The following is a 23,661-nucleotide window of genomic DNA, read 5'->3' as shown; positions in this document are numbered from 1 at the left end:
TAGAAATGATTGGTATTTTTGTCTCGGGTCATATAGTGTTTTAGTAAGGGAAAATGCAACCATTCGGCTAGGTGGACCTGCCAAATGGAGAGGGAATAGTTGGCTTACATATTAGCTTAGCTTTAAAAATAATCTGAAAGGAGTATAGTATGCGCAAACGGCATTCTCTTTTCCTACTCATTGTCGCAATCCTGGTGCAGTCAGTTTTTGCTGTCCAGGCGGGGGCGGCGGAAACTTACTACGATGATATCAGAGGGCACTGGGCTGAAAAGGAGATCCTCTTTCTTGAACAGCGGGGCATATTCAAGCACGGAGGGAACCGCCACTTCAACCCGGACAAGACGGTGTCGCGCGGAGAAGCGCTGGCACTGGTCAACCGCGTTCTGGAGGATGTGTACGGAAGACTTGCAACCCCCGTCCCCCAGCCGTATCTGGATCATCGCTATCCGTTGAAAACGGAAATCGAAGGACTGGTTGCCAACATGCAGGTGTTGCTCGATGTAAACACCGGGTTTGTCAACGATTTCAGGCCGGGCGATCTGATGGTCTACAATCTGCATCTCGCATCAAATGGCATGCTGATGAAAAAACCGCAGAAAGTCAATCCCGAATGGTGGGTGCCTACGCCTTACCTGCAATATCCGATGTCGAGGGAAGAGGCGAGCATGATCCTGTTCCATGTGCTGTCGCCATACAAGCTTCGCATCGTCGAGCCCAAAATCAATGACGTAAGACTGTTTTATGACGGCTATTCCCAGTGGAAGCACAAGAGCAGCTACGTCGATACCGTTTCTCCTTATGCGGAAGCGATTCGGGAATTCCAACTGTTTGGCGGGCAGCGAAATTTTGACCCGTACTCCAACATGACCAGAGCCCAGTTTGCGGTTGTGCTCACCCGCTTGCATCATTTTTTGGAGGGGGACGCCAGCAAGCAGTTCAAGGAAAGCACGAAGCGGCAGCAGATCGCAGCCAACCTGCTGTTGACGGCGGCCAATCGGGCGTTTTTGGACAAAGATCAGCAGCGCTTGTCTTCCTATGTAAGCGAAGCTGCCATAGAGAGTCTGACCAAATTGCAAGCAGCTTTGCCGCTGCATAGTTACATGGCGGAATTGAAGCTCAAAAGGGACGAAAACAGTTCCGATAAATTATGGGTGACCGGCAAGTACGAGCATCGCCAGGTGGGACCCTATGAGCTGGAGTTCCTATTTGAAAAAGACGAATCCAATCCGTTTGGACATAAGATTACGTCGATTGCGTACAGAGAGCGGTAAGAAGAGAAGGGAAGGGAAGGGAGCAGCCGACAGAAACGTTCGGCATCCCTCCTTTTTTGATTGATTGTCCCAAAAGATGAAAAAGCGTACAGTCTTGCTGTTGCAAAAAATCGGCAAATGGAGATTGCAACGGCTTCTCTTTTCGATTACAATAAAAACTGAACGGTGATTCAGTGTCGGCTGAACTGCCAGACATCTCACGAAAGCGCAAGCAAAAAGTGGTGAGATGTTTTTTTACAAAACAAAAATGAATGAGCATTCATTCAAAGGAGACATGTAAAGCGGAATACAGGAATATTTTTGAACGAGTAGAAATCAGAAAGCAAGGATTTTTTGTTCAGACTATTTCGTATTTACCGCGAGATTCTAGTTTACATGAGGGAGGGTATTGGATGGAACGCAAAATTCGCAAAGCGGCTGTTCTCGGTTCCGGCGTGATGGGAGCAGGTATCGCCGCTCACTTGGCCAATGTGGGTATCCCTGTCTATCTGCTCGACATCGTGCCGGGTGAATTGACGGAAGAAGAGAGTAAAAAAGGGAAAACGCTGGCAGACCCTGCCGTTCGAAATCGGATTGCGCAAAGCGGCAAAGAGCGGCTGTTGAAGGAAAAACCGGCTCCGCTCTACGACAAGGCCAATCTTGAGCTGATCACCGTCGGCAACCTGGAGGATCACCTGTCCTATCTGGGTGAAGTGGATTGGATCATCGAGGTCGTCGTCGAAAACCTCGACGTCAAGAAAAAGGTGTTTGAAACGGTAGAAGCCCATAGAAAGCCTGGAACGATCGTCTCCTCCAATACATCCGGTGTCTCCATCAACGAAATGAGCGAGGGTCGCTCCGAGGAATTCCGCCGGCATTTCCTGGGCACCCACTTCTTTAATCCGCCTCGTTATCTGAAGCTTCTGGAGATTATTCCGGGGCAGGATACCGATCCGGCGATTGTCGACTACATGATGCATTTCGGAGAATTTGTCCTCGGCAAAGGGACGGTTCTTTGCAAGGATACGCCCAACTTTATCGCCAACCGGATTGGCACATACGGCCTCCAGGTCTCCATTCAGGAAATGGTTCGGCTCGGGCTTGGCGTGGACGAAGTAGACGCGTTGACGGGTCCGGCGATCGGCCGTCCGAAAAGCGCCACATTCCGCACGCTTGATGTCGTCGGTCTCGACACCTATGTGCACGTTGCAAACAACGTCAAACAAAAAAGTTCGGACGCGCAGGAGATCGCCGTGTTCGAGGTCCCGACCTTTGTCCTGGAGATGGTGGAGAAACGCTGGCTCGGCCAAAAAGCCGGACAAGGTTTTTTCAAGCAGGTGAAAACAGCGGAAGGCAAGGAAATCCTTGCGCTGGACTACAATACGATGGAGTACCGCCCGCGGGCGAAGGCAAAATACGCTTCGCTGGAGGCGGCCAAGACAGCCAAAACGCTGCCGGAAAAGCTGAAGGCTCTCGTATACGGAAAAGACAAGGGAAGCGAATTTGTCTGGAGCGTCTTCAAAAAGGTCTTGCTCTACTCGGCTGAAAAAGCGCATGAAATCGCGGATGACATCGTCTCTGTCGACCAGGCGATGAAGTGGGGCTTCGGCTGGGAGCTGGGACCGTTTGAGACTTGGGACGCCATCGGGGTGGAAAAATCGGTGGCCCGGATGCGCGAAGAAGGAGAGAGCATCCCGGCACTGGTAGAGGAGCTTTTGGCAAGCGGAAAAACGTCTTTCTATCAAAAACAGGAGGGACGCCGGGCAGCATTCGCAATCGGCGGCGCCTATAAAGACATAGAGGAGAAAAAGGAAAAGATCAACCTGGCCGCGCTCAAGGAGCAAGGCAAGCTGATCAAGAAAAACGCCGGCGCAGCTCTGGTGGATCTGGGCGATGGCGTAGCCTGCCTCGAGTTTACATCGCCGCACAACGCTTTGGGCATGGATGTCCTGCAGTTGGCCGGCTACGCCGTGGAAGAAGTGCAGCGCAATTTCCTCGGCCTGGTCATTGGCAATCAGGGGAAAAACTTCTGCGTCGGCATGAACCTCGGCTACGCCCTGATGGAAGCCCAGGATGAAAACTGGTTTGAGCTGGATATGCTGGTCAGCCGCTTCCACAAGGTAGGCAATGCGATGAAAAGCATGCACAGGCCGGTCGTTGCGGCTCCATTCGGGATGACGCTCGGCGGCGGAGTGGAGATCTGCTACCTCGCAGACCGCGTTCAGGCGTCGGCAGAAACCTATCTCGGACTCGTCGAGGTCGGCGTTGGCCTTTTGCCGGGGGGCGGCGGCACGAAGGAAATGCTGTTCCGCGCCATGGAGCACGTACCGGAGGGAGGCACTGTCCCGGTAGACCCGTTCCCGTTTGTGGCCCGGGCTTTTGAAGCGATTGCCATGGCAAAGGTATCGACCAGCGGCAAGGAAGCGATCAACCTCGGCTATTTGCGCTCCACTGACCGGATCAGCATCAATTCCGACCACCTGCTCTACGATGCCAAGCAACTGGTGCTGGCGATGGACCGGGAAGGCTATACGCCGCCCAAGCCGCGCAAAATCCGCGTCATTGGAGAGAGCGGCTACGCCAATCTGCGCCAGAATATTTACTCGATGAAAAAGAGCGGGTACATCAGCGACCACGATGAGCTGATCGCCAGCAAGATCGCCTATGTGATGTCGGGCGGAAGCGTTCCTGCGGGCACAGAGGTGTCCGAGGAGTACATCCTGGAGCTGGAGAAGCAGGCGTTTCTGGAGCTGATCAAAACGCCAAAAACACAGCAGCGGATGCAGCACATGCTGACAAAGAACAAGCCGCTGCGGAACTGATCATAACGAGCTTTTGCGGGAGCGCGTCTGCACCTGTAATAGTGATAGGCAAAAGGGGAAGATCCCAGGAAGATCGCCAGAAAGAGGGGAAGAGCCATGAAGGAAGCAGTAATCGTCGCAGGTGCCCGCACTGCTGTTGGCAGAGCCAAGCGGGGCAGCCTGAAGGACGTTCATCCCGTTGATATGGGCGCTGCAGTCGTCAGCAATCTGCTCGGCCGGGTGCCGCAGCTGAATCCGGCTGACATCGAGGACATCATTATCGGCAACGCTGTTCCAGAAGCGGAACAAGGAATGAACATGGCCCGTCTGATCGGTTTGCGGGCAGGGCTTCCGACGAACGTATCCGGCATTACGGTCAACCGTTTCTGTTCATCCGGTCTGCAGACGATCGCCTATGCGGCCCATCAGATCATGGTGGGCGGGGCTGACGTAATCGTCGCTGGCGGTGTAGAAAGCATGAGCCTGCTGCCGATGACCGGTCACAAGGTAGCCTTGAACCCGACGCTGGTCGAGACCATGCCGGAGGCGTACATGGGCATGGGGCATACGGCCGAAGAGGTGGCGAAGCGCTACCGGATCAGCCGCGAGGACCAGGATGCTTTCGCGCTGAGGAGTCACCAGCGTGCGGCAGCCGCACTGGCAGCAGGCAAATTCAGCGGAGAAATCGTCCCGATCACTGTCAAGTCGCATTATCTCGATGAAAATCACAAGCTGCACGTGCAAGAGCGCGTTTTTGATACGGACGAAGGAGTCCGGGCAGACACTTCGCTGGAAGCGCTGGCCAAATTGAAGCCGGTCTTCCACGTCAAAGGCAGCGTCACGGCAGGCAACTCTTCGCAGACGAGCGATGGCGCCGCGGCCGTTCTGGTCATGTCGGCAGAAAAGGCGGCAGAGCTGGGTGTCCAGCCGATCGCCAAGTTCAGATCGTTTACGGTCGGCGGTGTCGATCCGGACGTGATGGGGATCGGACCGGTGGTGGCCATTCCGAAGGCGCTGAAAATGGCGGGACTGAGCATTGCCGATGTAGACCTGTTTGAGCTGAACGAAGCGTTCGCCTCCCAGTCGCTGGCAGTTATCCGAGAGCTTGGCCTTGACGAGGAAAAGGTGAATGTAAACGGCGGAGCGATCGCGCTGGGCCATCCGCTCGGCTGCACAGGCGCCAAGCTGACCGTCTCCCTCCTGAACGAACTGAAACGGCGCGACGGCAAATACGGCGTCGTGACGATGTGCATCGGCGGCGGAATGGGAGCCGCAGGCGTATTTGAAATGGTGTAGGCAAGCGCATTGACGTTATTCAATCGAAAAGCTAAAGGAGAGAATGGCAATGGCTGATACCAAAGAATTGATCCGCGGCGGCAGCTTTCTGATTGACGCAGGCAGCGCCGACTCGATGTTTGTTCCTGAGGAATACACGGAAGAACAAAAAATGATCGCCAAAACGACAGAAGAGTTCGTCGTCGGTGAAGTTCGCCCCCATTTGGAAGAGATCGAAAACCATAACTTCGACATCTCGGTCCGCCTGCTGAAGGAAGCCGGCGAGCTGGGCCTGCTGGGCGGCGACGTGCCGGAAAAATACGACGGCCTGGGTCTGGACAAAGTGAGCACGGCTTTGGTGACAGAGAAGTTTTCGCTGGCACGCGGCTTTGCGCTCAGCTACGGAGCCCATGTGGGCATTGGTTCCCTGCCGATCGTCTACTTCGGCAATGACGATCAAAAGCGCCGCTACCTGCCCGATCTCGCCTCCGGCAAACGTCTGGCTGCGTATTGCTTGACCGAGCCAGGCTCCGGTTCAGATGCGCTGGGTGCAAAGACGACGGCCAAACTGTCCGAGGACGGCAAGCATTATATTCTGAACGGCGAGAAGCAATGGATCACCAACGCAGGCTTTGCCGATGTCTTTATCGTGTACGCAAAAATCGATGGCGAGCACTTTACCGCTTTTATCGTGGAGCGCGAATTCCCCGGAGTGTCATTTGGACCGGAGGAAAAGAAGATGGGCATCAAGGGTTCCTCTACTCGCACTGTCATTCTGGAGGATGTTCCGGTACCGGTGGAAAACCTGCTGGGCGAGCCGGGCAGAGGCCATGTCATCGCCTTCAACATCCTCAACGTAGGCCGCTACAAGCTGGCCGTAGGAGCGGTCGGCTCCGCGAAACGGGCGCTGGAGCTGGCGACCAACTACGCAAAAGAGCGGAAGCAGTTCAAGACGCCGATTGCCAACTTTACGCTGATCAAAAACAAGCTGGCCAACATGGCGCTGAAAACATACGCATCGGAAAGCTCCGTGTACCGGACCGTCGGCTTGTTCGACACCGCTCTCTCCAGCCTCGGCGACAAGCAAGATGACGGGCGCGAGGTGGCGAAGGCAATCGCCGAATACGCAATCGAATGCTCAATCAACAAGGTGTTTGCTACAGAGGTACTCGACTACTGCGTGGATGAAGGTGTGCAAATCCACGGGGGCTACGGCTTTATGTCGGAGTACGAGATCGAGAACATGTACCGCGACTCCCGGATCAACCGGATCTTTGAAGGGACAAACGAAATCAACCGCATGCTGATCCCTGACATGCTCGTCAAGAAAGCGATGAAAGGAGAGTTGCCTCTGCTGCAAGCGGCAGCCAACCTGCAGGAAGAGTTGATGAGCTACTATCCGGAGGAGATCGAAGACGCACCGCTGGCTCAGGAGAAGCACCTGATCGATATGACCCGCAAAATCATCCTGATGGTGGCCGGTTCCGCCTTGATGAAGTATCAACAGGCGATTGCGAAAGAGCAGGAGCTGCTCGCTCTCGCGGCAGACATGCTGATCGAGCTGTACGCGATGGACAGCGTCGTCAAGCGGACAGAGAAAGCCATTGCCAAAAACGGCGTTGAGAAGGAGCAGCAAAAGCTGGATCTGACGACCGTTTACGTGAGCGATGCGTTTGACAAGGTTGAAGCATGGGCGAAGGAAGCGCTGGCTGCGATGGAGGAAGGCGACGATCTCAGAATCCGCCTCTCGATTTTGAAAAAGCTGACGCGCCGCACTCCGATCAACACGGTTCAGATGAAGCGTGTCATCGCTGATCGTGTCATCGAAGCCGGCGGATATGTGCTGTAGAGTCGGGGGAAGGCCATTTCAATGTAACAACATGCGGCGCTGACCACGTCGACTATTGGCAAAACAGAAGCAGATCACGAAAGGCTGCCTGGCCTGGTGATCTGCTTTGTTATGTTCCGGCTACTTTTTCTGCGTATATATCCGCTGTCCGAAGCGAGCCGCTCCATCGGCGGCTCAGCCCTTTCATCTCCTGTCATCCGCGCCTGTTTTCCGCTGACGCACTTTCGAAATGCCTCCATCGGTTATTTTGACCTCGACCTCAATCGATTTCAAAGAGTCTGGTGTCAAAGGAAGCACGCCCTCCTGATTCAAGTGATGCCACTCGCGGGGAAATTTTCGATAAAAGGAATGTCCCAATTCAAGCGTATCGATTCCCAGCTTCAGCCCGCGGTCATAGAGCGAGCGGACCTCGGCTTCAATCTGTCTGGCTGCATCCTTTTCCAAGAGCGCTATACGGGTTGGCTGAAACAATTGAGTCACGTAGCCCGTTGTCTTGATGGATATGCGAAAGATGGGACGGCCTTTTTCCAATCCCGGTATTATTTTGGGGCGTGGGGACTCCATCACCAGCAGAGCCGATTTTTTTCCCGACTTAAGAAGAGTCCGCCGCGTCTCTTTCTCCAGCCACCGTACGCCTGCGACCTGCTCGTGGGGCAAGCACCCCTTCAGCTCTTTGTTTTGCAGGAAGCAGATTCCGTTAATCTTCAACTGCGGAAGTGGCTTTTTGTTTTCGGTCCACGGTTTTTTTTCCACTGACAGGAAGGGAAGGCGGACTACTCCATTCGGCTCGTTTCTCTCGGAAATGACTCGAAACAATAATAGGGGCCGAATGTACGAAAATTGGCCGTAAATGTCTTTGGGGTCGGCCAGTTGGGAGTAAAGGACGGATATTCCCAGTATCGGCCTGGCGTTGAAGACGTCCTCAAGCGATTCTTTCGTGGCAAAGGACCATACGGAATAACGAAATTCTTGGTACCTGTCTAGCGCATCCATGACCTGATCAAACTTTCCGTGCTTCAAGGCCCGTTCAGTGAAAACAATGGAGTGCACGTGGCTCCATATGAGCCGCTGCTGAGTGGTCGTATAAATCTGATAGATGGCTGAAACGTAGGTGTCGCCTTCGCCTTTTGCAACGGAGACTGGTTCTCTCGTCAATTGTGTATTGCTTTCTTTTTTGGCGATGTTGGAAAAGCCGAGAATTTGCAGATAGACGACTACCTTGTGATTGACGTAATCGACTCCAATCGCATCGATGTAAATAAGCTGTTCGATATCCCGGGCGTTCCAGCAGCCGCCCAGCAGGATCGAAGCAGCCAACACGACGGCTATCATCCGCTTTGTTCGTTCCATCCTAAGAATCGTTCTCCTTGCGCGAAGAGCGTTTCAAAATGCTTGCTTTTCCTTCCCATAACCGCCATGGCATGCGAATCAGGACCTTGGCCATGTCTCGCAGGACAGGGGGAGAGAGCGGTGTCAGGTAGTAGACGCCAAAGGAACGGGAGTTGGCAAAGAAGAGGAGTACGCCAATCAGCGCCATCATGAATCCGAATATCCCGAAGACCGAACAAATGATAAGAACGGCAATGCGGAGGAGACTGAGGGTCCCGACTACACTCTGATTCACCATGGTAAAGGTAGCCATAATGGAAATGGCGATAATGACCAGGCTGCCGGGAGCAGTCAAACCGGCAGAAATGGCTGCCTGTCCGACGATCAGTCCGCCGACGACAGAGAGTGTTTGTCCGATGGCCATCGGCATACGCAAACCCGCTTCGCGAAACAACTCAAAAAGCAGAAGCATGAACAATGCTTCCAAGGCGGCCGGAAGCGGCACTCCTTGACGGGAAATCACCATGGTGGCGATCATGGTGTAAGGTAGCTGGTCCTGATGGTATGTTACCAATGCCACCCAAAATCCGGGCAAAAACAAGGCCGCGAACACACTGCACAGGCGAATGATGCGGACAAACACGACCATGTAGATCGAGGTGTTGGCATCCTCCGACGTGTTGATCAAATACGTAAAGTTGGCCGGTGCGACCAATGCGGTCGGAGAACCGTCAACCAAGATGGCAAAGCGCCCGGTCAACAGGCTGTTTACCACGAAATCGGGTCTTCCCGTATGCTCATACAACGGCAGAATCGTAAACGGGGTATCCAGCAAAAGCTCTTCCAGTTGGGTGCTTGTTACGATCCCATTGCTTTTGATCGAGGAGAGCTTGAGCCGGATTTCATCGACAAGCTTTTGGTCAATCGTGTGGTGAAGGTACAACAATCCGACCTTCGTCCGTGTCTGGCTTCCCAGAATGTACGACTCGTAATGCAAGAGCGGAGTTTTCAGCCTCTTGCGGATCAGCGCGACATTCGTCGTGATATCTTCGGTAAAGCCGTCGCGAGGTCCGCGAATGGAAACTTCCGTATTCGGTTCTTCGGGGGAGCGCTGCGGACGATTATCCGCATCTATGCTGTACAGTGCTCCCCACTCGTTGAACAAGATCAGCAATTTTCCCTCGAACACATGGTTTACGATCTCGTCTGCATTGGCCTGAGTCAACTTCCTTAGAAAAAAGGGGCGTTTCTGCTGCAAATCTTGCTCTTCGGTGATCTCTCCGGAGCGAAATAGTTCACTCATTTCCGGGAGGATGTACTCCATGAGGATATGCTTGTCACAAAGGCCTTCCGCATAGATCAGATATACAGTGACGTCTTGCAAATGAGGGAGCATGCCGTAGTGTTCCACAGAGACATCGTGGCAGCCTGAAAAAAGCTGGCGGATCGCTTCAGGACGGAGGCTGTCCAGATGGGGAATCTCACCCGGGGAATTCACTTGATCGGAAGGGTGCTCTCGCGTCTTATTGTTCATGGAGATCCTCCTTCTTGCTGGAGAGTAACGCCAGTAACGTAAGTGTCAAAGTCAGGAGCAAGGCGGCAATGAGCAGGCCGGGCAGCAAAAATCTGGTCAGTGACAAATAGAACCCGATATCGTCATAGGGCCACAATGCCAAACACATGCTCACCAGACAGGCGAAAACGAGGACCCAAACCCGCTTGCGGCCGTCCGGAAAATTGAATATCTCGACGAGCAAATAAAAGGCGAGAGATACGCGGATGAAAGCTCCGCTAAACCATTGATAGATACTGAGAAAATCGACGTGCTCGATATACAGGCCGATTTTCACCAGCCGCCATTCCTCAAAAGCGGGATAACGCAGCTTCGCCGCTTCTGCAGGTCCAAATTCGGTAATGGCACCGGTAAGCGGCCCGATTGTAAGCTATACCATGATGAGGCCAAGGATGGCCAGCCTCCAGAACGGCACCTTTACCCCGACGTGATGCTTGATCAGCAAGAGCAGGAATAATTCCGAAAATCCCGCACCAGCGTACACCATTCCCCTCAAGACGGGCTCCCACCCATACTCCAGTACGGGGAACAGATAAGAATAATCTTTGTACTGCAGGTTGGTGCTCATCACGAAAAAACCCAGAAGAACGACGATCGGCAGCAGAAAGACAGATACCATCGAGATCGAGCGTATGCCAAAGAGAGAGTTGATGAGACAGACAAGAGCAAAAAAAAGCGCATGAATAAACATAGGGGCTTGTGGAGCGAACGTAAGGTTCACCCAGGTAATCGTGTCTTTTATCGTGATTACGGCCAGTCCCACCACATACAAGGCCAACAAAAGAGAGAGAAACCGTGTGACACCGGTTCCGTACTTCCTTTTCATCCATACGAGCAAAGGCTCGTTCCCGGTTTTCCGATAAACGTAGGAAATCATCCAAATCAATAGGAGGTACAGCGGAACTACAGTGATAACAGAGATCCAGGCATCTCGTCTCGCTGCATCCAGAAGTATCGGAATGACAATCACGTGGTTCATCAATCCGTTGGAGAGCATGAGAATAAAGATCAACTGAATAAACGAAATGCCATTTTTCATAGGTTTCCCGCCAGACTTTTCCTGATCTCTCCTAAAGTATGAGCAATTGATGGGGGAGTATACGGCACCCCCGAAAGTTCCGTCCATGTGGGGGCGAAGGTTGGGCGCTGTCAGGACGTGCATATTTTTACAGCAGTTTCCTCACTCTATACGAAAGAATACATTTTTGCTCAAGGGTAGGATCTCATGAGAAATCTGCGAGACTGGCTGCGTGGCAAGAAATCGTTTTTACAACAGGCCGGGGATGCTCAGGTTAGACAACCTGGCTCACCTTCAGCAAAGCCCATAAGTACGAGTCTGTCGGATAATATGCTAGAACTTCGTAAGAGATTTCCCTTAACACCAGATTTGATCATTCGCCATATGGACAATCCTGTGACGAGAGAGCGGGCCATACTGGTTTATCTGAGCGGATTGGTGGATAGAAACGCGATTAACAACAACGTCATCCGGCCGTTTCTGGACAAGCGGCGGTCGAGAGAAAGCAGTATTTTCAATGTCCTTACAGTGGGGAACATGGATTTCATCACAGACTGGAATGACGTCGAATCCTCGATTCTGTTGGGGAACAGCTTGTTGTTCCTTGAGGGGCAAAGCAAGGTTTTCGTGATCGAAGCGCGCGGCTGGCCGCAGCGGGCTATTGAAGACCCCCAGTCCGAAGCATCGCTCCTGGGTGCCCACCAAGGCTTTGTGGAAACGAGCATACAAAATATAGCGATGATTCGCCGGTATATTCCCAACCGCGAGTTGAAAATTCAGGAGTATACCCTCGGGAGTAGAGGGATCAGCAAAGCCTCCGTTCTATACCTGGCTGACGTGGCAAAGCCGGAAGTAGTCAAAGAGATGGTAGACCGGCTTCAACAAGTCAATATCGACACGATCCTAAACACAGGGGAACTGCGGGAAATCATCGAAGACAGCAGGTACTCTCCGTTTCCTCAACTGATCACGACCGAGCGGCCGGATACGGCTGCCTCCCATATCCTGCAAGGGAGAGTTGCGGTCGTCGTGGACCGGACGCCCAAAGTATTGATTGGACCTGCCGGCTTCGTTACCTATTTCCAAAACGTGGACGACTATAATTTGCGCTGGCCTGTCGCTACCTTTATCCGGACACTCCGGTTCATGGCCTTTTTGGTTGCCACCTTTTTGCCAGCCTTGTACATCGCGGTTGTTTCCTTCAATTATGAAATCATCCCGTTGGATTTGCTGCTTTCTGTCGGGGAGTCGAGGGAACGCGTCCCATTTCCGCCGCTTTTGGAGGCGATGCTGATGGAGATTACGCTGGAAATGCTCAGGGAGGCGGGGATACGCCTGCCTGCCCCGATCGGGCAAACCGTCGGCATTGTCGGGGGGATCGTGATCGGCCAAGCCGCCGTACAAGCGGGGATTGTCAGCAACATCATGGTAATCGTCGTCGCGTTCACGGCGATTGCCTCGTTTATCATCCCCAATTACGATATGGCTTCCGCCGTCCGCCTGGTTCGCTTTTTGATGATGGGGCTGTCGGCCATGTTCGGCATCGTGGGGATTGTCATCGGCTTGATGGGATTGATCGGGCATATGATTGCGCTGGAAAGCCTTGGCGTCCCCTATGGGGCTCCGCTGGCGCCTGCGAGATTTGCCGATTGGAAGGACCTGATTCTCCGGATCCCCTTGTGGGATATGGACAAGCGGCCGGTCAGCGCCAGAGCGGTCCAGACCAAAAGGCAGGGTACATCCGGCTCGGGGGAGGAAGGACAGTGAACCCATACGCGACCCGACAGATTACTGTCCTCCAATACATTTTTTTTATCCATGGAGCCCAGGTAGGAATCGGCATTTTGACCATCCCTCGCGATGTAGCGGAAATTGCCGGTACGGATGGATGGATCGGGATTATTCTCGGATGGCTTGCCGCGATTATGGCCAGCTTGATCATTGTCAACACGATGAAGAGGTATCCGGAATGCACCATCATTGACCTGATGCCACTATTCTTTGGAAAATGGCTGGGGAAGTGCCTGATCGCGGTGATTGTGCTCTATTGCGCATACGCTGCCACTACTGTGTTGGCCAATACGGGCGGCATCTTGAAGGTTTGGCTCCTGCCGCTCACTCCTTTTTATCAGATCATGATTTTGCTTTTGATTCCTGTTCTGTTTTTGGTCGGCAAAGGAGTAAAGACGTTGGCGCGGTATGCGGAATTGATTTTTTACTTAAGCCTATGGGTGCCGATCGCTTTGATCGTTTCTCTGAAGGAGCCTCAGTATCTGTATCTTCTGCCCGTTTTGAAGGAGGGCTGGGGACCTGTTCTGAAGGCTGTGCCAACCACGATTCTCTCCTTTTTAGGCTTTGAGCTGGCCTTTTTTCTGTACCCGCATCTGCAAAAGAAACAGTTTGCCGCTGTTGGAATTGTCATTGCCAATACGCTATCGATGCTTCTGTTTCTGTTCGTCACCCTGATTGCTTATGTCATCTTCAGCCCGGATCAAATCACAAAGTTTATCTGGCCTGTTTTAAGCATGTGGAAAGGGGTAGAATACCGGTTTCTGGAAAGGATCGACATCCTGTTTCTTGCTTTCTATCTGTTTATCATTTCGACAACCTGGATGCCGTACATGTACTTTACGGTTTTTGGAGCAGGCCGGTTGTTCAAAAAGTCCAATGAGAAAAAATACCTGCTTGGCTTTATGGCTTTGCTCGTAGCAGTGACAATGTTTTACACCCCTTCCTTTTTCGATATTCGAAAGCTGGGGGAAACATGGAGCAAAGCAGGGATGATTTTCGGATATGCTGTTCCCTTTTTCTTGTGGGGGTATGAGCGCCTGTTTCACAAATACCGGCAGAGGAGGATGCCATGATCCGGCGATTGCACTTCCTGATCCTGACAATGCTGTTGGCCATACTGCCGGGGTGCGCTGATTTGCGAAATCTGGAGGATGTCACCTTGGCGCTCATGGCGGGGATAGACCTGAGCGAAAAAAATGAGCTCTTGTTCTACGTATCAAGTCCTGTATTCAGCAAAGACGCGAAAAAGAAGGTAGAGGAGTACGGAGTAAGAGCCGATAGTATCCGCCAGTCGACCAAAAGGTTTGATGCGCTCGTGACGGCCCTGACGGTAGGAGGAAAAATCCAGCTCATCGTTCTGGGCAAGCGGCTGTTGCAGCATCCCGACTGGTTTTCGCTGCTCGACACTCTCTACAGGGACGGGCGAATGACGGTTAACTCTCGCGTCGTGGTAGTAGATGGTCCCGTGCATTCCGTCTTTCATTTGAATCCTGCGGATAAACCGCGGCTGCCACTTCATTTAACCCAATTGCTCGATACGGCCAACCGCCGGAATTTGACGGTCAAGACAACGACGCAGGAGTTTCACCGCATGATGGCTGAGAAGGGAATGACGCCCTCTATAACGGAGTTCAAAGAGCGAAATAGCGTTGTAGAGGTCATGGGTACGGCTCTGTTGGACCACCAAGGGAAATACGTCACGCTGCTCCTTCCCAAAGATACCATTCTGCTTCAGATTCTCATCCACAAATTGCAGGGAGAAATGACGCTGACAGTGCCGTTGCCAGGGCAATCAGATCAGCAGAAAGTAATCAAGCCGCGGGTCTCCTTCTTTGTGAAGGATGTAACCAGAACAGTAAAAACCGGATACCGCGACAACCGTTTTCGATTTGATGTAGAATTGCAAATGGAAATCTCCCTGGCGGAGCAAATGTTCCCGGTTGAACCGGCAAAGCAATACAAGAAACTGGAACAGTTGATTGAGAAGCAGTTGGCCCAAAAGTACGCCGACCTGATCAAACAATTTCAAAAACAAAAGGTAGATCCTGTCGGCTTCGGGGTGTACGCCCGGGCGTACCAGTACAAGGAATGGAAAAAGGTTCAGGATGATTGGCCGGCGGCATTTGCCAAAGCAGAGGTGCGGGTCAAGCCTGTTATCTCTATCAAAGGAATTGGCATTACGGAATAAAAAAACTCTCTTGAGCCAGGCGGAAATGCCGGATGCGGCCAATCCGCCAAGCTCAAGAGAGGGCTCTTTCTGTTATCCGTAAATTAATAAATCGCTTCCCAGCCTGCAGGAGTGACGAACAGGCGGATCGCCTTGATCTTGCGGTCGTCCATCAATGTAAAGTAGTGGCGATAGTTCGGAGGAACGGAGATGAGGTCGCCCGGCTCCATTTCCACATCGAAGTAGCGGTCGTCTTTTCCTTTGATGGCAAAAATGCCGTGGCCGTCTACGCAAAAACGGCATTCGTCATCTGTGTGGTGATGCTCGTTCTTGAATTTGACCAGCAATTCATCCAGATTCGGCGTCTTGTCGGACAGGACAATGATGTCAGCGGTCAAATAGCCGCGGCGCTCGCTGATCGCATCGATTTCCGGTTTAAAAGCGTCGAGGATCTGCTGCTTTTCTTCATCGGTCGGGCTGTAGTTGCTCTTGAGCTGTTCGTCGAGACGGTCAACGCCCCAGTGCTCGTAAATGATTCCCTGCGTGTCCAAAAACGAGATGACACTCTCGCCGGTCAAATACTCGTTGTTGTCGTGAAAGCGTACTTTTGCCATGTTACAGGCCTCCTTGGGGTGGTTGTTTATGGAGCAGCCACAGCGGCTTGGCGAAGCTGCAGCCAGCGCGCGTGGTATTCAAACAGAAATTCAAATGCTTCCAGGTGCCTCTTCGCCGCAAAGTCGCTGTCGCCCCAGGCGTAAATGCCGTGGTTGCGGATCAGCACGCCGGGAACCTCGGGCGTAATGACTTTTTCGATGGCGGAAGCGAGCGTCGGAATATCGGCAAAATTCTCGACAATCGGGACGGTGATGCGGGCGTTTTCTTCCCAGATGCCGAGCCCCTTGATCAATTCCTGTCCTTGTATGGAAAAGGCTCGCTGGCCGAAGTACAGCTCAGAGATGAGGTTGTTCCAGACAGTGTGGACATGGAAGCATGCTTTTGCCGTAGGAATGACGCGGTAGACGACAGCGTGGACCAGCGTCTCTGCTGACGGCTTGAGTGCTGTAGGTTCTACCGGCTGAGAGTTGCCGTCTACGACCAGATAGTCCTCGGGCGAGAGCTTTGTCTTGTCCTTGCCGCTGGCAGTCACGGCAAATTGCAAGGGTTCGTCGCTCAATTTGATCGAAAGGTTGCCGCTGGTGCCGGGAAACCAGTCCCGGCGGGCAAAGGTCAGCTTGGCTTCGTCCAGGCGGCGAAAAGCGTCCAAGCGCTGTTCAAGTGTAATCGTCATGATGATGGTACCTCCTGCCTGCGTTTCAGCTCCTGCAAGATAGCGATGACGTCGTGGAACGTCGCAAACGACTTGAAGGGCAGCCCCAGCTCCTCGCTTTTTTGAGCCAGGAGCGAACGGGCAATGACAAAGTCGGCGATTTTGGCTCCGGCCAGATCGGTGATCGAATCGCCGATGACGACGCGGTAGTAGCGCTCTGGATCGTAGCGGCGGATAATGGCTGTTTTGCACATGCCGCAGTTGTTGTCGCAATGCTCGTCGCACGCATGCGGCCAGGTAATCGTGATGCGCGGTCCGCTGAAGTCGCTGCCGTTGCAATAGATCGGCACATCGAGTGCAAACGGGGCAAGGATCGGCTCGACAAAAAAGTCAATGCCGCCGCTGGTGATCAACAGCTCGATGCCTTCCTCCCGGCAGAAGCGGACGAATTCGGCAAATCCGGGGCGAATCGTCGCCTCTTTGACGATGTAGTCTATGATCTCCTGCTTTTTCTCGGATGGGATCAGCTTGAACAACGCGCCGACACCTTCGCGGATCGACACCTTTTGGGTGAGAATCTGCTCGATCAACTCTTCCCGCTCAGGCGGAGCAAAACGTCGCATAATCGCGACAATATTGTCTTTTTCCGTAATTGTTCCGTCAAAATCGCAAAACAGCACGAGTGGCTTGGTCATCATTTTGTTCCCCATTTCTGCAAAGCCTGTGACAGTTCAGCAGATTCGGAGGAAGCGTCCTCCAGCGTTTGTCCTGCCACGACTGCGTTGATCGCTGCGACAAACGCTCGGGCGCCTGCCGTCGCACCACCTGGATGGCCGTGAATGCCCCCACCGGCATTGACCACCTGGTCCAGGCCAAAATCCTCGTACAATTGCGGGACAAGGCCGGGATGGATGCCCGCAGACGGTACCGGAAATGATTTGCGCAAAGTTCCGGTCGGTTCGGTCAAATGCTCCGCCAGCTTGAGCGCTTCTTCTTTGTTCAACGCCACATTTCCGTACGGCGATGGGAAGAGCACCAGGTCTGCGCCAGCCAAGCGCATCAGCTTGCCCAGGAGCAGCGGTGTCCCAATACCGTAGTCGGGCGACGGATAGTAGGCTCCGGCGAGCGCCGGGTGGGCCATAATCGGCACCTGAACATCCGGGTCTGCAGCCAGTCGGTGCAGGGCATCGTAGCCAAAGGCAAGCACGTTAAACAGCAGGCAGTCTGCGCCGGCTTCCACAGCTCTCTTGGCACGTTCGGTCAAGTCGGTGACCGGCCCGGTCAGATTGGCCGCATACAGAACCGGTTTCCCTGTTTCCGCTTCTGTTTCCCGGGCAATCTGTTTAAACGCCCGGATTCGTTCCAGAAAGGGAGCACGGTCATCGGCAAAGAAAATTTCGTCATCTTTTACTAGGTCAACGCCGCCCAGAGCCTGTGCCCGAAACTGGGTTTTCAGATCGTCAAACGGCAGGCCGAGGCAGGATTTGAAAATGCTCATCAAGAGTGGGCGATTATGCGCTCCGAGCCGATCTCTGATGCCTGAGATGCCGTATTTCGGGCCGGGAAAAGCGGCCAAAAACGCTTCCGGAAACTGTATGTCAATCAGCTTGATTTTTCCGTCCATGGACAGTTTCCCAAAGACGCCTGTCAACAAGGACGGAATGTCAGCGGTAAAGTTGCGAACCGGGTAGCTGATCGTAATCAATCCGCGGCTTTCGCCGTTTTCCAGGGTATCGAGCACCTGGGCGCCGACAGCTTCACCCAAATAGGGCTTCAAATCTGCCTGCTTGGCTGCGGGCAGATCGGTCCAACTGCCGACAGTCATCCCGACGGCGATCGCTTCCGCCTTTTTTTGCAAGTCCTTTGCCTGAGTCAAATAGGTGACGAGGATGCGTTGTTCGCTCAATGAGGAAACCTCCTTTTCTCGCAAAAAAACCTCCCCTTCGAGAGGGGAGGCGCTTTCGTCCGATAACGTTTTCGTCTCCTCTCATCTCTCGGTTCAGGGTCGAAGTGGCAGACTTTCGTCAGCGGCTTCGACTCTCACCGTTGGAATTAGCACCGTTTCGCCCCCCTTGCAGGGTAAGCGCCGGTTGCCGGGCATCATAGGGCCAGTCCCTCAGCCAGCTCGCGATAAGAGTTTCATGTACAGTATGCATTTGACTTGCGATAACCCCATGATATGCTGTTCCTTTTCGGGAGTCAACCCTTGTTTTGAGCATTAAAAATTTTGCTGCAGGTGGAACTTTTTCTAAAAAAAGGCGTGGTATCAGGTGAAAGGGTGTGAAGGAATGGGAAAGGCAGGAGTGGAGGATGTGTACCGCCTGCACGTCAATGACATATACCGCTACCTCCGCAAGCTCACCGGCGATGCAGGCTGGGCGGAGGATCTGACGCAGGAGACCTTTTTCCGTGCCTTTCAGCACCTGGATACCTATCGGGGAGAAAAAGTGCGTCCTTGGCTGTTCAAGGTAGCGTACCACGCGTTTATCGACTGGCACCGCAAGCAAAAGCGCAGGCCTGTTCAACTGATCGACACCTTGCCTGAGCAGGCGGATCAGGCGGCGGTCAGTCCGGAATCGGCGGCACTGGCTAGGGAGACGGCGGCCCTCGTGCAGACTGTTCTCCGGGGGCTGCCGGAAAAACAGCGACAGGTGCTGCTGCTTCATGCGGAAAAGCTCAGCTATGCGGAAATAGCCGACGTCCTCGGCATCGATGTGGCCGATGTGAAGCGGTCGATCTACCGGGGACGATTGAAGATGCGAAAATGGTGGGGGGACGGTCAACATGGCGGATAACGGCAAGCTGGAGGATCATAAGCAAAAAAGCCGGGAGCGCGATCAGCTCCTTCTCGCTTATCTGCGGGGGGAGCTTGGCGCTGAGGAGACAGCGCGATTGAGGCAGCGTCTCGCAGACGACCCGGAGTATGCGGAGCGACTGGAGGAGCTTTTGCTGGGAGGCGGGCTGATGCAGACAGAACCGGAAGACAAAGCCGCGGATTTTTTGCCGGAGGAGAAGCAGCGCTCCATCATCCGCTGGGGAAAGTGGAAGAGCAGGCTGTCCAACGCCGCCTACACGGTGGGGATCTCGCTGCTGATCGGCTTTGTCCTGTTGTTTGTCAACTATTGGATTGGCCGGTCGCTGTATGAAGATATGTTTCGCGTCTCCAAGGATTTGGTGAATTTCACTCAGCCGGGGATCGTAGCAGGCAGCAGCGGCGCGCAGGTTGGCCTTTTTTATGGCAGCATTCAAATGGAGCTGCGCGAAAAGGTGGGGGGCGACCGTCAGCAGCCAGGGTATTTCGAGACTACGAATGTGTTTACCAAAGTATCCTCCCGCCCGGTATGGAACGACGGCGTTCGGAAGAAAAATCTGTTTTTCCTGTTCCCGCTTCAGACGAAGCTGCAGGAGGATACCTCTTTCAGACGAGAGCCCGCGTGGAAGACGCTTGAAATGCTGCCGGAGGGGACGGTATCGCAACTGGCGATTTCCTTTGACCGGTTTATGAGCCTGGAGGAAATGTACGCTTTCCTGGCTCCGTATAATTTGGACCTTACCTGGCTGGCCGTGGATACCGGACAGGAGGTGCTGCATGAGGATGCCAAAGAAGGCGTGCTGCTGCTTTCGGCCGGTGACGTCTGGGGTTTTTCCGAACATGGGCTGGACTATGGACCGGGACCGATTCAGGTAAATGGCGAAGCAGATCGCCGCACCCGGGCGTACGTGGAGGAGATGAAATACCTCGCCGAGCAGGAGAGGCTGAGCAGATCGATCGGACAAAGCCTGTTCAACAGCAGATCAGGATTGAAGATCGACGAGCGCTATCGGTATTTGGAGAAAAACGGTATCAAAACGTACGGAATCGTCGTCACCGGTCCGACCAAGGAACTGCTCAAGCTGAAGCAGGAAGCTGCCATCACCGCCGCATTCTTAGGACAAATCGACTGGTGGAACTGGAATCGTCCGAGTGCAAGCGGACAGCAAAACAGCTGGTAAGGCCGAGGATCAGCCGACTGGCAAAAAACAAAAAAGAGTGTTGACAGCGTGCATAGCCGCGTGTATGATTCAAACTAATCAAAACAGCATACGTTGGATACCTTATCCAGAGAAGGTGGAGGGACTGGCCCGATGATACCCGGCAACCGACACAGCGCTTGCCTGTCAGCTAGACTGACGGCGCGATTACAAGCGATGTGCACGGTGCTAATTCCTGCAGAAGCAAAAGTATTCTGGAAGATAAGGGGGAGACGACACGCCCTGCCGCGTACGTATACGACCTCTTTTCTTCGGGAAAAGAGGTCTTTTTGCATGTCTGGCTGCAAAAACGGCTTGATCGGAGGCGCAGCCTGCAACATACCGTGCGGAATTATCCCCTGCTGAATGGGCCGGGAAAGCCGCTGGAAAGATCCAAATCGATTCACGTGAGGGGAGAAACAAGTTATGGCTTATCGTGCTTTGAGTGAACAAGAAGCAGTACAGTATGTAAAAGAGCTGCCCGGCCTGTTTGAAGCAGGGGCTGTCCTGTCCTCCCGCGAGATAGGCGACGGCAACCTGAATCTTGTCTTTCACATCCGCGATGAAGCGACCGGCAAAAGCGTGATTGTGAAGCAGGCTCTGCCTTATGCCCGCGTCGTAGGCGAGTCGTGGCCGCTGACGCTTGATCGCGCCCGCATCGAGAGTGAAGCGCTGCGCATCCAGTACAAATACGTTCCGGACCTCGTGCCGCAGGTGTACCACTACGATCAGGAGCTTGCCTTGACCGTCATGGAGGATCTCAGCGATCACATCCTGATGCGCAAAGGATTGATCGAGGGGCGACGCTATCCAAATTTCGCGAAGCAAATCGGACGTTTCATGGCCCACACGCTCTTTTTCACGTCTGATCTGGGAGCGCATCCCTACGAGAAAAAAGCGCTTGTCGGAACATTCTTGAATCCGGAATTGTGCAAAATTACGGAAGACTTGGTGTTTACCGATCCTTACGAAAATGCGCCGACCAACAGCTTCAACCCGCTGATTCGGCGGGAAGTGGAGGAAATCTGGAAGAACAAGCCGCTCAAGCTGGAAATCGCCAAGCTGAAGTACGATTTCCTCACCCGTGCAGAGGCGCTGCTGCATGGCGACCTTCATACAGGCAGCATTTTCGTCACCGAAACCTCGACCAAGGTCATCGACCCGGAATTCGCTTACTACGGCCCGATCGGCTTTGACATCGGCGCGGTAATCGCCAATCTGCTCCTGAATTATGCCGGCCAGCACGGACTGGAGAAGGATGGAGGAAAGCGGGAGTCTTATCGCGAATACCTGCTTACAACTGTCGAAGACGTCTGGAACGAGTTCGTCTCCCAGTTCGTCCAGCTATGGCACAAGCAGGCGAAAGAGCGCAGCGCACATGTAGAAGGGCTCTGGCAGAGCTACGTGAAGCGATTGATCCAGGATACGGCCGGGTTTGCAGGCTGTAAAATCCTTCGCCGCGTGATCGGGCTGGCGGGTGTCGCCGATCTGAACAGCATCAGCGACGAAAAAACCCGTGCCGAAGCGGAACGGCTGGCACTGCTGATCGGTCAGGAGCTGATCCTGAAGCGGGGCGGCATCGAAGATTCGACCGACATCACAGACATCGTTCGCAATGCGACAACAAGATTTGATCAGGAGGCAGCAGCGGTATGACCACAATTCATGAAGCATTCGCACCTGTAAAGTGGGAAGGAGACTCTCTTCTTCTGCTCGACCAGACGCGTTTACCGGTAGAAACAGTCTTTCTTTCCCTCCATACGTCTGAGGAAGTATGGGCGGCAATCCGCCACCTGCAGGTTCGCGGCGCCCCTGCGATCGGGATGGCTGCGGCATACGGGCTTTACCTCGGCGTGCGGAACAGCGAAGCGGCAGATTCGTCAGCCCTCTGGAATCAATTGCTCGAGCAGGCTGACTACCTGGCGACAGCACGCCCTACAGCGGTGAACCTGTTCTGGGCGATCGATCGGGTCAAAGCACGCGTCCAGCAGGAGGGAGAAAAACCGGTAGACGCGTTGAAAGCGGCGGTTTTGGACGAAGCTCTCGCGATACAGCGCGAGGATGCCGAAGTATGCCGGACGATAGGCGAACACCTCCTCACCTTGCTGCAGGATGGAATGGGCATCCTGACCCACTGCAATCCAGGGGCGCTGGCTACCGCCGCTTACGGGACGGCGACAGCTCCGCTCTATCTGGCCAAGGAACGCGGCTGGAACCTGAAGGTATACGCTGACGAAACGAGGCCGGTGCTCCAGGGAGCGCGGCTGACCGCCTACGAGCTGCAGCAGGCGGGAATCGACGTCACGCTGATCTGCGACAACATGGCGGCCATGGTGATGGCGCAGGGAAAAGTGCAGGCTGTCATCGTAGGAACCGACCGCGTAGCGGCGAACGGCGACGTCGCCAATAAAATCGGAACGTATGGCGTTGCCGTGCTGGCGAAAGCCCATGGCATCCCGTTTTACGTGGCTGCACCGCTGTCGTCTGTCGATCTGGAAACGCCGACGGGAGCGGACATTCCGATCGAGGAGCGTCCGGCGGAGGAAATCACGCACGGCTTGGGCAAGCAGGTGGCTCCGGACGGCATCAAGGTCTACAACCCGGCATTCGACGTAACGCCAGCGGAATATATAACGGCAATCGTCACCGAAACCGGCATTTTCAAGCCGGAAGATATCCGCAATTCCAAGCAATAAATCGTGGCTGTATAACAAAAGCGCCCTCGGGCGCTCTTTTTCACTTTTGAAGAAGGGGAGAGATGACATGAAGGTTATTCCGATAACGCAGCATGCAGCGTTGAGGCGCTTGGAGCTTGCCGATGCAGAGGAAATGTTCTGGCTGACCGATACCAATCGTCTCCATCTGCGCGAATGGCTTCCGTGGCTGGATATCGTCACAAACGTGGCGGATACCAGAAGGTTCATCTCTGCCACTCTGGATCAGGACAGCCGCAGGCAGGGCACCCATTTCGGGATTTGGTACAACGGTCGTCTGACAGGAACAGTGGGCGTACATCATATCGACTGGACAAACCGGAAGACGTCCATCGGGTATTGGCTCGGAGCCCAGTACACCGGGCACGGACTGATGACGGCCGCCGTCTCGGCCTATCTGGATCACTTGATCTTTGGCGAGTGGGACTTGCAAAAGGTCGCCATTCACGCCGCTACCGAGAACAAAAAGAGCAGGGCCATTCCGGAGCGCCTCGGGTTCAAGCTGGAGGGAATCCTGCGAAGCAACGAATTTCTCTACGATCATTACGTCGATCACGCCGTCTACGGCATGCTGGCGTCAGAGTGGCGTTGAGTCCTTCAGTTTTTTGCTGCCGAT

The 23,661-nt window shown here is 53.8% G+C and carries 18 protein-coding genes, 1 pseudogene and 2 riboswitches; of the genes and pseudogenes, 12 read left to right on the top strand and 7 right to left on the bottom strand.

Features of this window, described 5'->3' with window-relative positions; all coding sequences use genetic code 11:
- Nucleotides 1–149: 149 nt before the first annotated feature.
- From EDM54_RS03570 to EDM54_RS03555, 4 genes are all read left to right on the top strand, one after another.
- Nucleotides 150–1,271: an S-layer homology domain-containing protein gene (locus EDM54_RS03570; RefSeq protein WP_003391313.1), complete on the top strand. Its 1,122-nt coding sequence runs from the start codon at nt 150–152 to the stop codon at nt 1,269–1,271.
- 392 nt (nt 1,272–1,663) lie between these two features.
- Nucleotides 1,664–4,072 (top strand): 3-hydroxyacyl-CoA dehydrogenase/enoyl-CoA hydratase family protein, encoded by a 2,409-nt coding sequence (locus EDM54_RS03565; protein WP_122957778.1) that lies wholly within the window; start codon nt 1,664–1,666, stop codon nt 4,070–4,072.
- A gap of 96 nt (nt 4,073–4,168) precedes the next feature.
- The gene (locus EDM54_RS03560) at nt 4,169–5,347 is read left to right on the top strand and encodes an acetyl-CoA C-acetyltransferase (protein WP_122957777.1); all 1,179 of its coding nucleotides are present in this window, start codon (nt 4,169–4,171) and stop codon (nt 5,345–5,347) included.
- Between the two features lie 49 nt (nt 5,348–5,396).
- The gene (locus tag EDM54_RS03555) at nt 5,397–7,175 is read left to right on the top strand and encodes an acyl-CoA dehydrogenase FadE (RefSeq protein WP_024985576.1); all 1,779 of its coding nucleotides are present in this window, start codon (nt 5,397–5,399) and stop codon (nt 7,173–7,175) included.
- A 183-nt stretch (nt 7,176–7,358) separates the two neighbouring features.
- On the opposite strand, the gene EDM54_RS03550 is transcribed toward EDM54_RS03555, so the two are convergent.
- The 3 genes and pseudogenes from EDM54_RS03550 to EDM54_RS26875 all read right to left on the bottom strand — a co-directional run bounded on the left by EDM54_RS03550 (nt 7,359) and on the right by EDM54_RS26875 (nt 11,116).
- Entirely contained in the window at nt 7,359–8,525 is a 1,167-nt protein-coding gene (locus EDM54_RS03550; protein WP_031931610.1) for a Ger(x)C family spore germination protein, read from the bottom strand.
- Between the two features lies 1 nt (nt 8,526).
- Nucleotides 8,527–10,038, bottom strand: coding sequence for a spore germination protein (locus EDM54_RS03545; protein WP_024985574.1), 1,512 nt, complete (start codon nt 10,036–10,038; stop codon nt 8,527–8,529).
- Nucleotides 10,028–11,116: pseudogene (locus EDM54_RS26875) on the bottom strand (GerAB/ArcD/ProY family transporter). Before EDM54_RS26875 ends, EDM54_RS03545 begins: the two are co-directional and overlap by 11 nt.
- A gap of 186 nt (nt 11,117–11,302) precedes the next feature.
- Between EDM54_RS26875 and EDM54_RS03530 the strand changes: the two are divergent.
- From EDM54_RS03530 to EDM54_RS03520, 3 genes are read left to right on the top strand one after another with little or no spacing between them, the layout of a single operon-like run.
- Nucleotides 11,303–12,862, top strand: coding sequence for a spore germination protein (locus EDM54_RS03530; RefSeq protein ID WP_081607824.1), 1,560 nt, complete (start codon nt 11,303–11,305; stop codon nt 12,860–12,862).
- Nucleotides 12,859–13,959 carry a GerAB/ArcD/ProY family transporter gene (locus EDM54_RS03525; RefSeq protein WP_003391332.1) on the top strand — a complete coding sequence of 367 codons (1,101 nt, stop codon included), beginning with the start codon at nt 12,859–12,861 and terminating at the stop codon, nt 13,957–13,959. Before EDM54_RS03530 ends, EDM54_RS03525 begins: the two co-directional genes overlap by 4 nt.
- A complete protein-coding gene (locus EDM54_RS03520) occupies nt 13,956–15,074 on the top strand; it encodes a Ger(x)C family spore germination protein (RefSeq protein ID WP_003391334.1) in 1,119 nt (372 codons plus the stop codon). The genes EDM54_RS03525 and EDM54_RS03520 overlap by 4 nt, the downstream gene beginning before the upstream one ends.
- 83 nt (nt 15,075–15,157) lie before the next feature.
- Here EDM54_RS03520 and mtnD read toward each other — a convergent pair whose 3' ends face one another.
- Genes mtnD through EDM54_RS03500 form a run of 4 tightly spaced genes read right to left on the bottom strand, consistent with a single transcriptional unit; the run spans nt 15,158 to nt 18,226 of the window.
- The gene (mtnD, locus tag EDM54_RS03515; RefSeq protein WP_024985571.1) at nt 15,158–15,667 is read right to left on the bottom strand and encodes an acireductone dioxygenase; all 510 of its coding nucleotides are present in this window, start codon (nt 15,665–15,667) and stop codon (nt 15,158–15,160) included.
- Nucleotides 15,668–15,693: 26 nt separating this feature from the next.
- The gene (locus EDM54_RS03510; RefSeq protein ID WP_003391341.1) at nt 15,694–16,341 is read right to left on the bottom strand and encodes a methylthioribulose 1-phosphate dehydratase; all 648 of its coding nucleotides are present in this window, start codon (nt 16,339–16,341) and stop codon (nt 15,694–15,696) included.
- A complete protein-coding gene (locus tag EDM54_RS03505; RefSeq protein WP_003391343.1) occupies nt 16,338–17,015 on the bottom strand; it encodes a 2-hydroxy-3-keto-5-methylthiopentenyl-1-phosphate phosphatase in 678 nt (225 codons plus the stop codon). Before EDM54_RS03505 ends, EDM54_RS03510 begins: the two co-directional genes overlap by 4 nt.
- Entirely contained in the window at nt 17,015–18,226 is a 1,212-nt protein-coding gene (locus EDM54_RS03500; protein WP_003391345.1) for a 2,3-diketo-5-methylthiopentyl-1-phosphate enolase, read from the bottom strand. The genes EDM54_RS03505 and EDM54_RS03500 overlap by 1 nt, the downstream gene beginning before the upstream one ends.
- A 78-nt stretch (nt 18,227–18,304) precedes the next feature.
- Nucleotides 18,305–18,457: riboswitch (SAM riboswitch) on the bottom strand.
- Between the two features lie 151 nt (nt 18,458–18,608).
- Here EDM54_RS03500 and EDM54_RS03495 point away from each other — a divergent pair.
- The 5 genes from EDM54_RS03495 (at nt 18,609) to EDM54_RS03475 (ending at nt 23,637) form a co-directional block, all read left to right on the top strand.
- Nucleotides 18,609–19,115, top strand: a complete 507-nt coding sequence (locus EDM54_RS03495; RefSeq protein ID WP_003391347.1) for an RNA polymerase sigma factor — start codon at nt 18,609–18,611, stop codon at nt 19,113–19,115.
- A complete protein-coding gene (locus tag EDM54_RS03490; RefSeq protein ID WP_052259701.1) occupies nt 19,105–20,313 on the top strand; it encodes an anti-sigma factor in 1,209 nt (402 codons plus the stop codon). The genes EDM54_RS03495 and EDM54_RS03490 overlap by 11 nt, the downstream gene beginning before the upstream one ends.
- Nucleotides 20,314–20,412: 99 nt before the next feature.
- Nucleotides 20,413–20,560: riboswitch (SAM riboswitch) on the top strand.
- Nucleotides 20,561–20,757: 197 nt separating this feature from the next.
- Nucleotides 20,758–21,987: an S-methyl-5-thioribose kinase gene (gene mtnK / locus EDM54_RS03485; protein WP_031931602.1), complete on the top strand. Its 1,230-nt coding sequence runs from the start codon at nt 20,758–20,760 to the stop codon at nt 21,985–21,987.
- A complete protein-coding gene (gene mtnA / locus EDM54_RS03480) occupies nt 21,984–23,027 on the top strand; it encodes an S-methyl-5-thioribose-1-phosphate isomerase (RefSeq protein WP_003391354.1) in 1,044 nt (347 codons plus the stop codon). The genes mtnK and mtnA overlap by 4 nt, the downstream gene beginning before the upstream one ends.
- Before the next feature lie 67 nt (nt 23,028–23,094).
- On the top strand, nt 23,095–23,637 hold the full coding sequence (locus tag EDM54_RS03475) for a GNAT family N-acetyltransferase (protein ID WP_003391355.1): 543 nt from the start codon (nt 23,095–23,097) through the stop codon (nt 23,635–23,637).
- Nucleotides 23,638–23,661 lie beyond the last annotated feature (24 nt).

Source organism: Brevibacillus borstelensis, assembly GCF_003710865.1.
GTDB lineage: Bacteria > Bacillota > Bacilli > Brevibacillales > Brevibacillaceae > Brevibacillus > Brevibacillus borstelensis.
The sequence above is the reverse complement of the archived record's forward strand: the minus strand, read 5'-3'. Positions and strand labels throughout refer to the sequence as shown.

Bases quoted from the DNA above. Each gene is read 5' to 3' on its own strand.
- EDM54_RS03570 (WP_003391313.1), top strand. From the start codon at position 150: ATGCGCAAACGGCATTCTCTTTTCCTACTCATTGTCGCAATCCTGGTG.
- EDM54_RS03565 (WP_122957778.1), top strand. From the start codon at position 1,664: ATGGAACGCAAAATTCGCAAAGCGGCTGTTCTCGGTTCCGGCGTGATG.
- EDM54_RS03560 (WP_122957777.1), top strand. From the start codon at position 4,169: ATGAAGGAAGCAGTAATCGTCGCAGGTGCCCGCACTGCTGTTGGCAGA.
- EDM54_RS03555 (WP_024985576.1), top strand. From the start codon at position 5,397: ATGGCTGATACCAAAGAATTGATCCGCGGCGGCAGCTTTCTGATTGAC.
- EDM54_RS03550 (WP_031931610.1), bottom strand. From the start codon at position 8,525: ATGGAACGAACAAAGCGGATGATAGCCGTCGTGTTGGCTGCTTCGATC.
- EDM54_RS03545 (WP_024985574.1), bottom strand. From the start codon at position 10,038: ATGAACAATAAGACGCGAGAGCACCCTTCCGATCAAGTGAATTCCCCG.
- EDM54_RS03530 (WP_081607824.1), top strand. From the start codon at position 11,303: ATGAGAAATCTGCGAGACTGGCTGCGTGGCAAGAAATCGTTTTTACAA.
- EDM54_RS03520 (WP_003391334.1), top strand. From the start codon at position 13,956: ATGATCCGGCGATTGCACTTCCTGATCCTGACAATGCTGTTGGCCATA.
- mtnD (WP_024985571.1), bottom strand. From the start codon at position 15,667: ATGGCAAAAGTACGCTTTCACGACAACAACGAGTATTTGACCGGCGAG.
- EDM54_RS03510 (WP_003391341.1), bottom strand. From the start codon at position 16,341: ATGACGATTACACTTGAACAGCGCTTGGACGCTTTTCGCCGCCTGGAC.
- EDM54_RS03505 (WP_003391343.1), bottom strand. From the start codon at position 17,015: ATGACCAAGCCACTCGTGCTGTTTTGCGATTTTGACGGAACAATTACG.
- EDM54_RS03495 (WP_003391347.1), top strand. From the start codon at position 18,609: ATGGGAAAGGCAGGAGTGGAGGATGTGTACCGCCTGCACGTCAATGAC.
- EDM54_RS03490 (WP_052259701.1), top strand. From the start codon at position 19,105: ATGGCGGATAACGGCAAGCTGGAGGATCATAAGCAAAAAAGCCGGGAG.
- mtnK (WP_031931602.1), top strand. From the start codon at position 20,758: ATGGCTTATCGTGCTTTGAGTGAACAAGAAGCAGTACAGTATGTAAAA.
- mtnA (WP_003391354.1), top strand. From the start codon at position 21,984: ATGACCACAATTCATGAAGCATTCGCACCTGTAAAGTGGGAAGGAGAC.
- EDM54_RS03475 (WP_003391355.1), top strand. From the start codon at position 23,095: ATGAAGGTTATTCCGATAACGCAGCATGCAGCGTTGAGGCGCTTGGAG.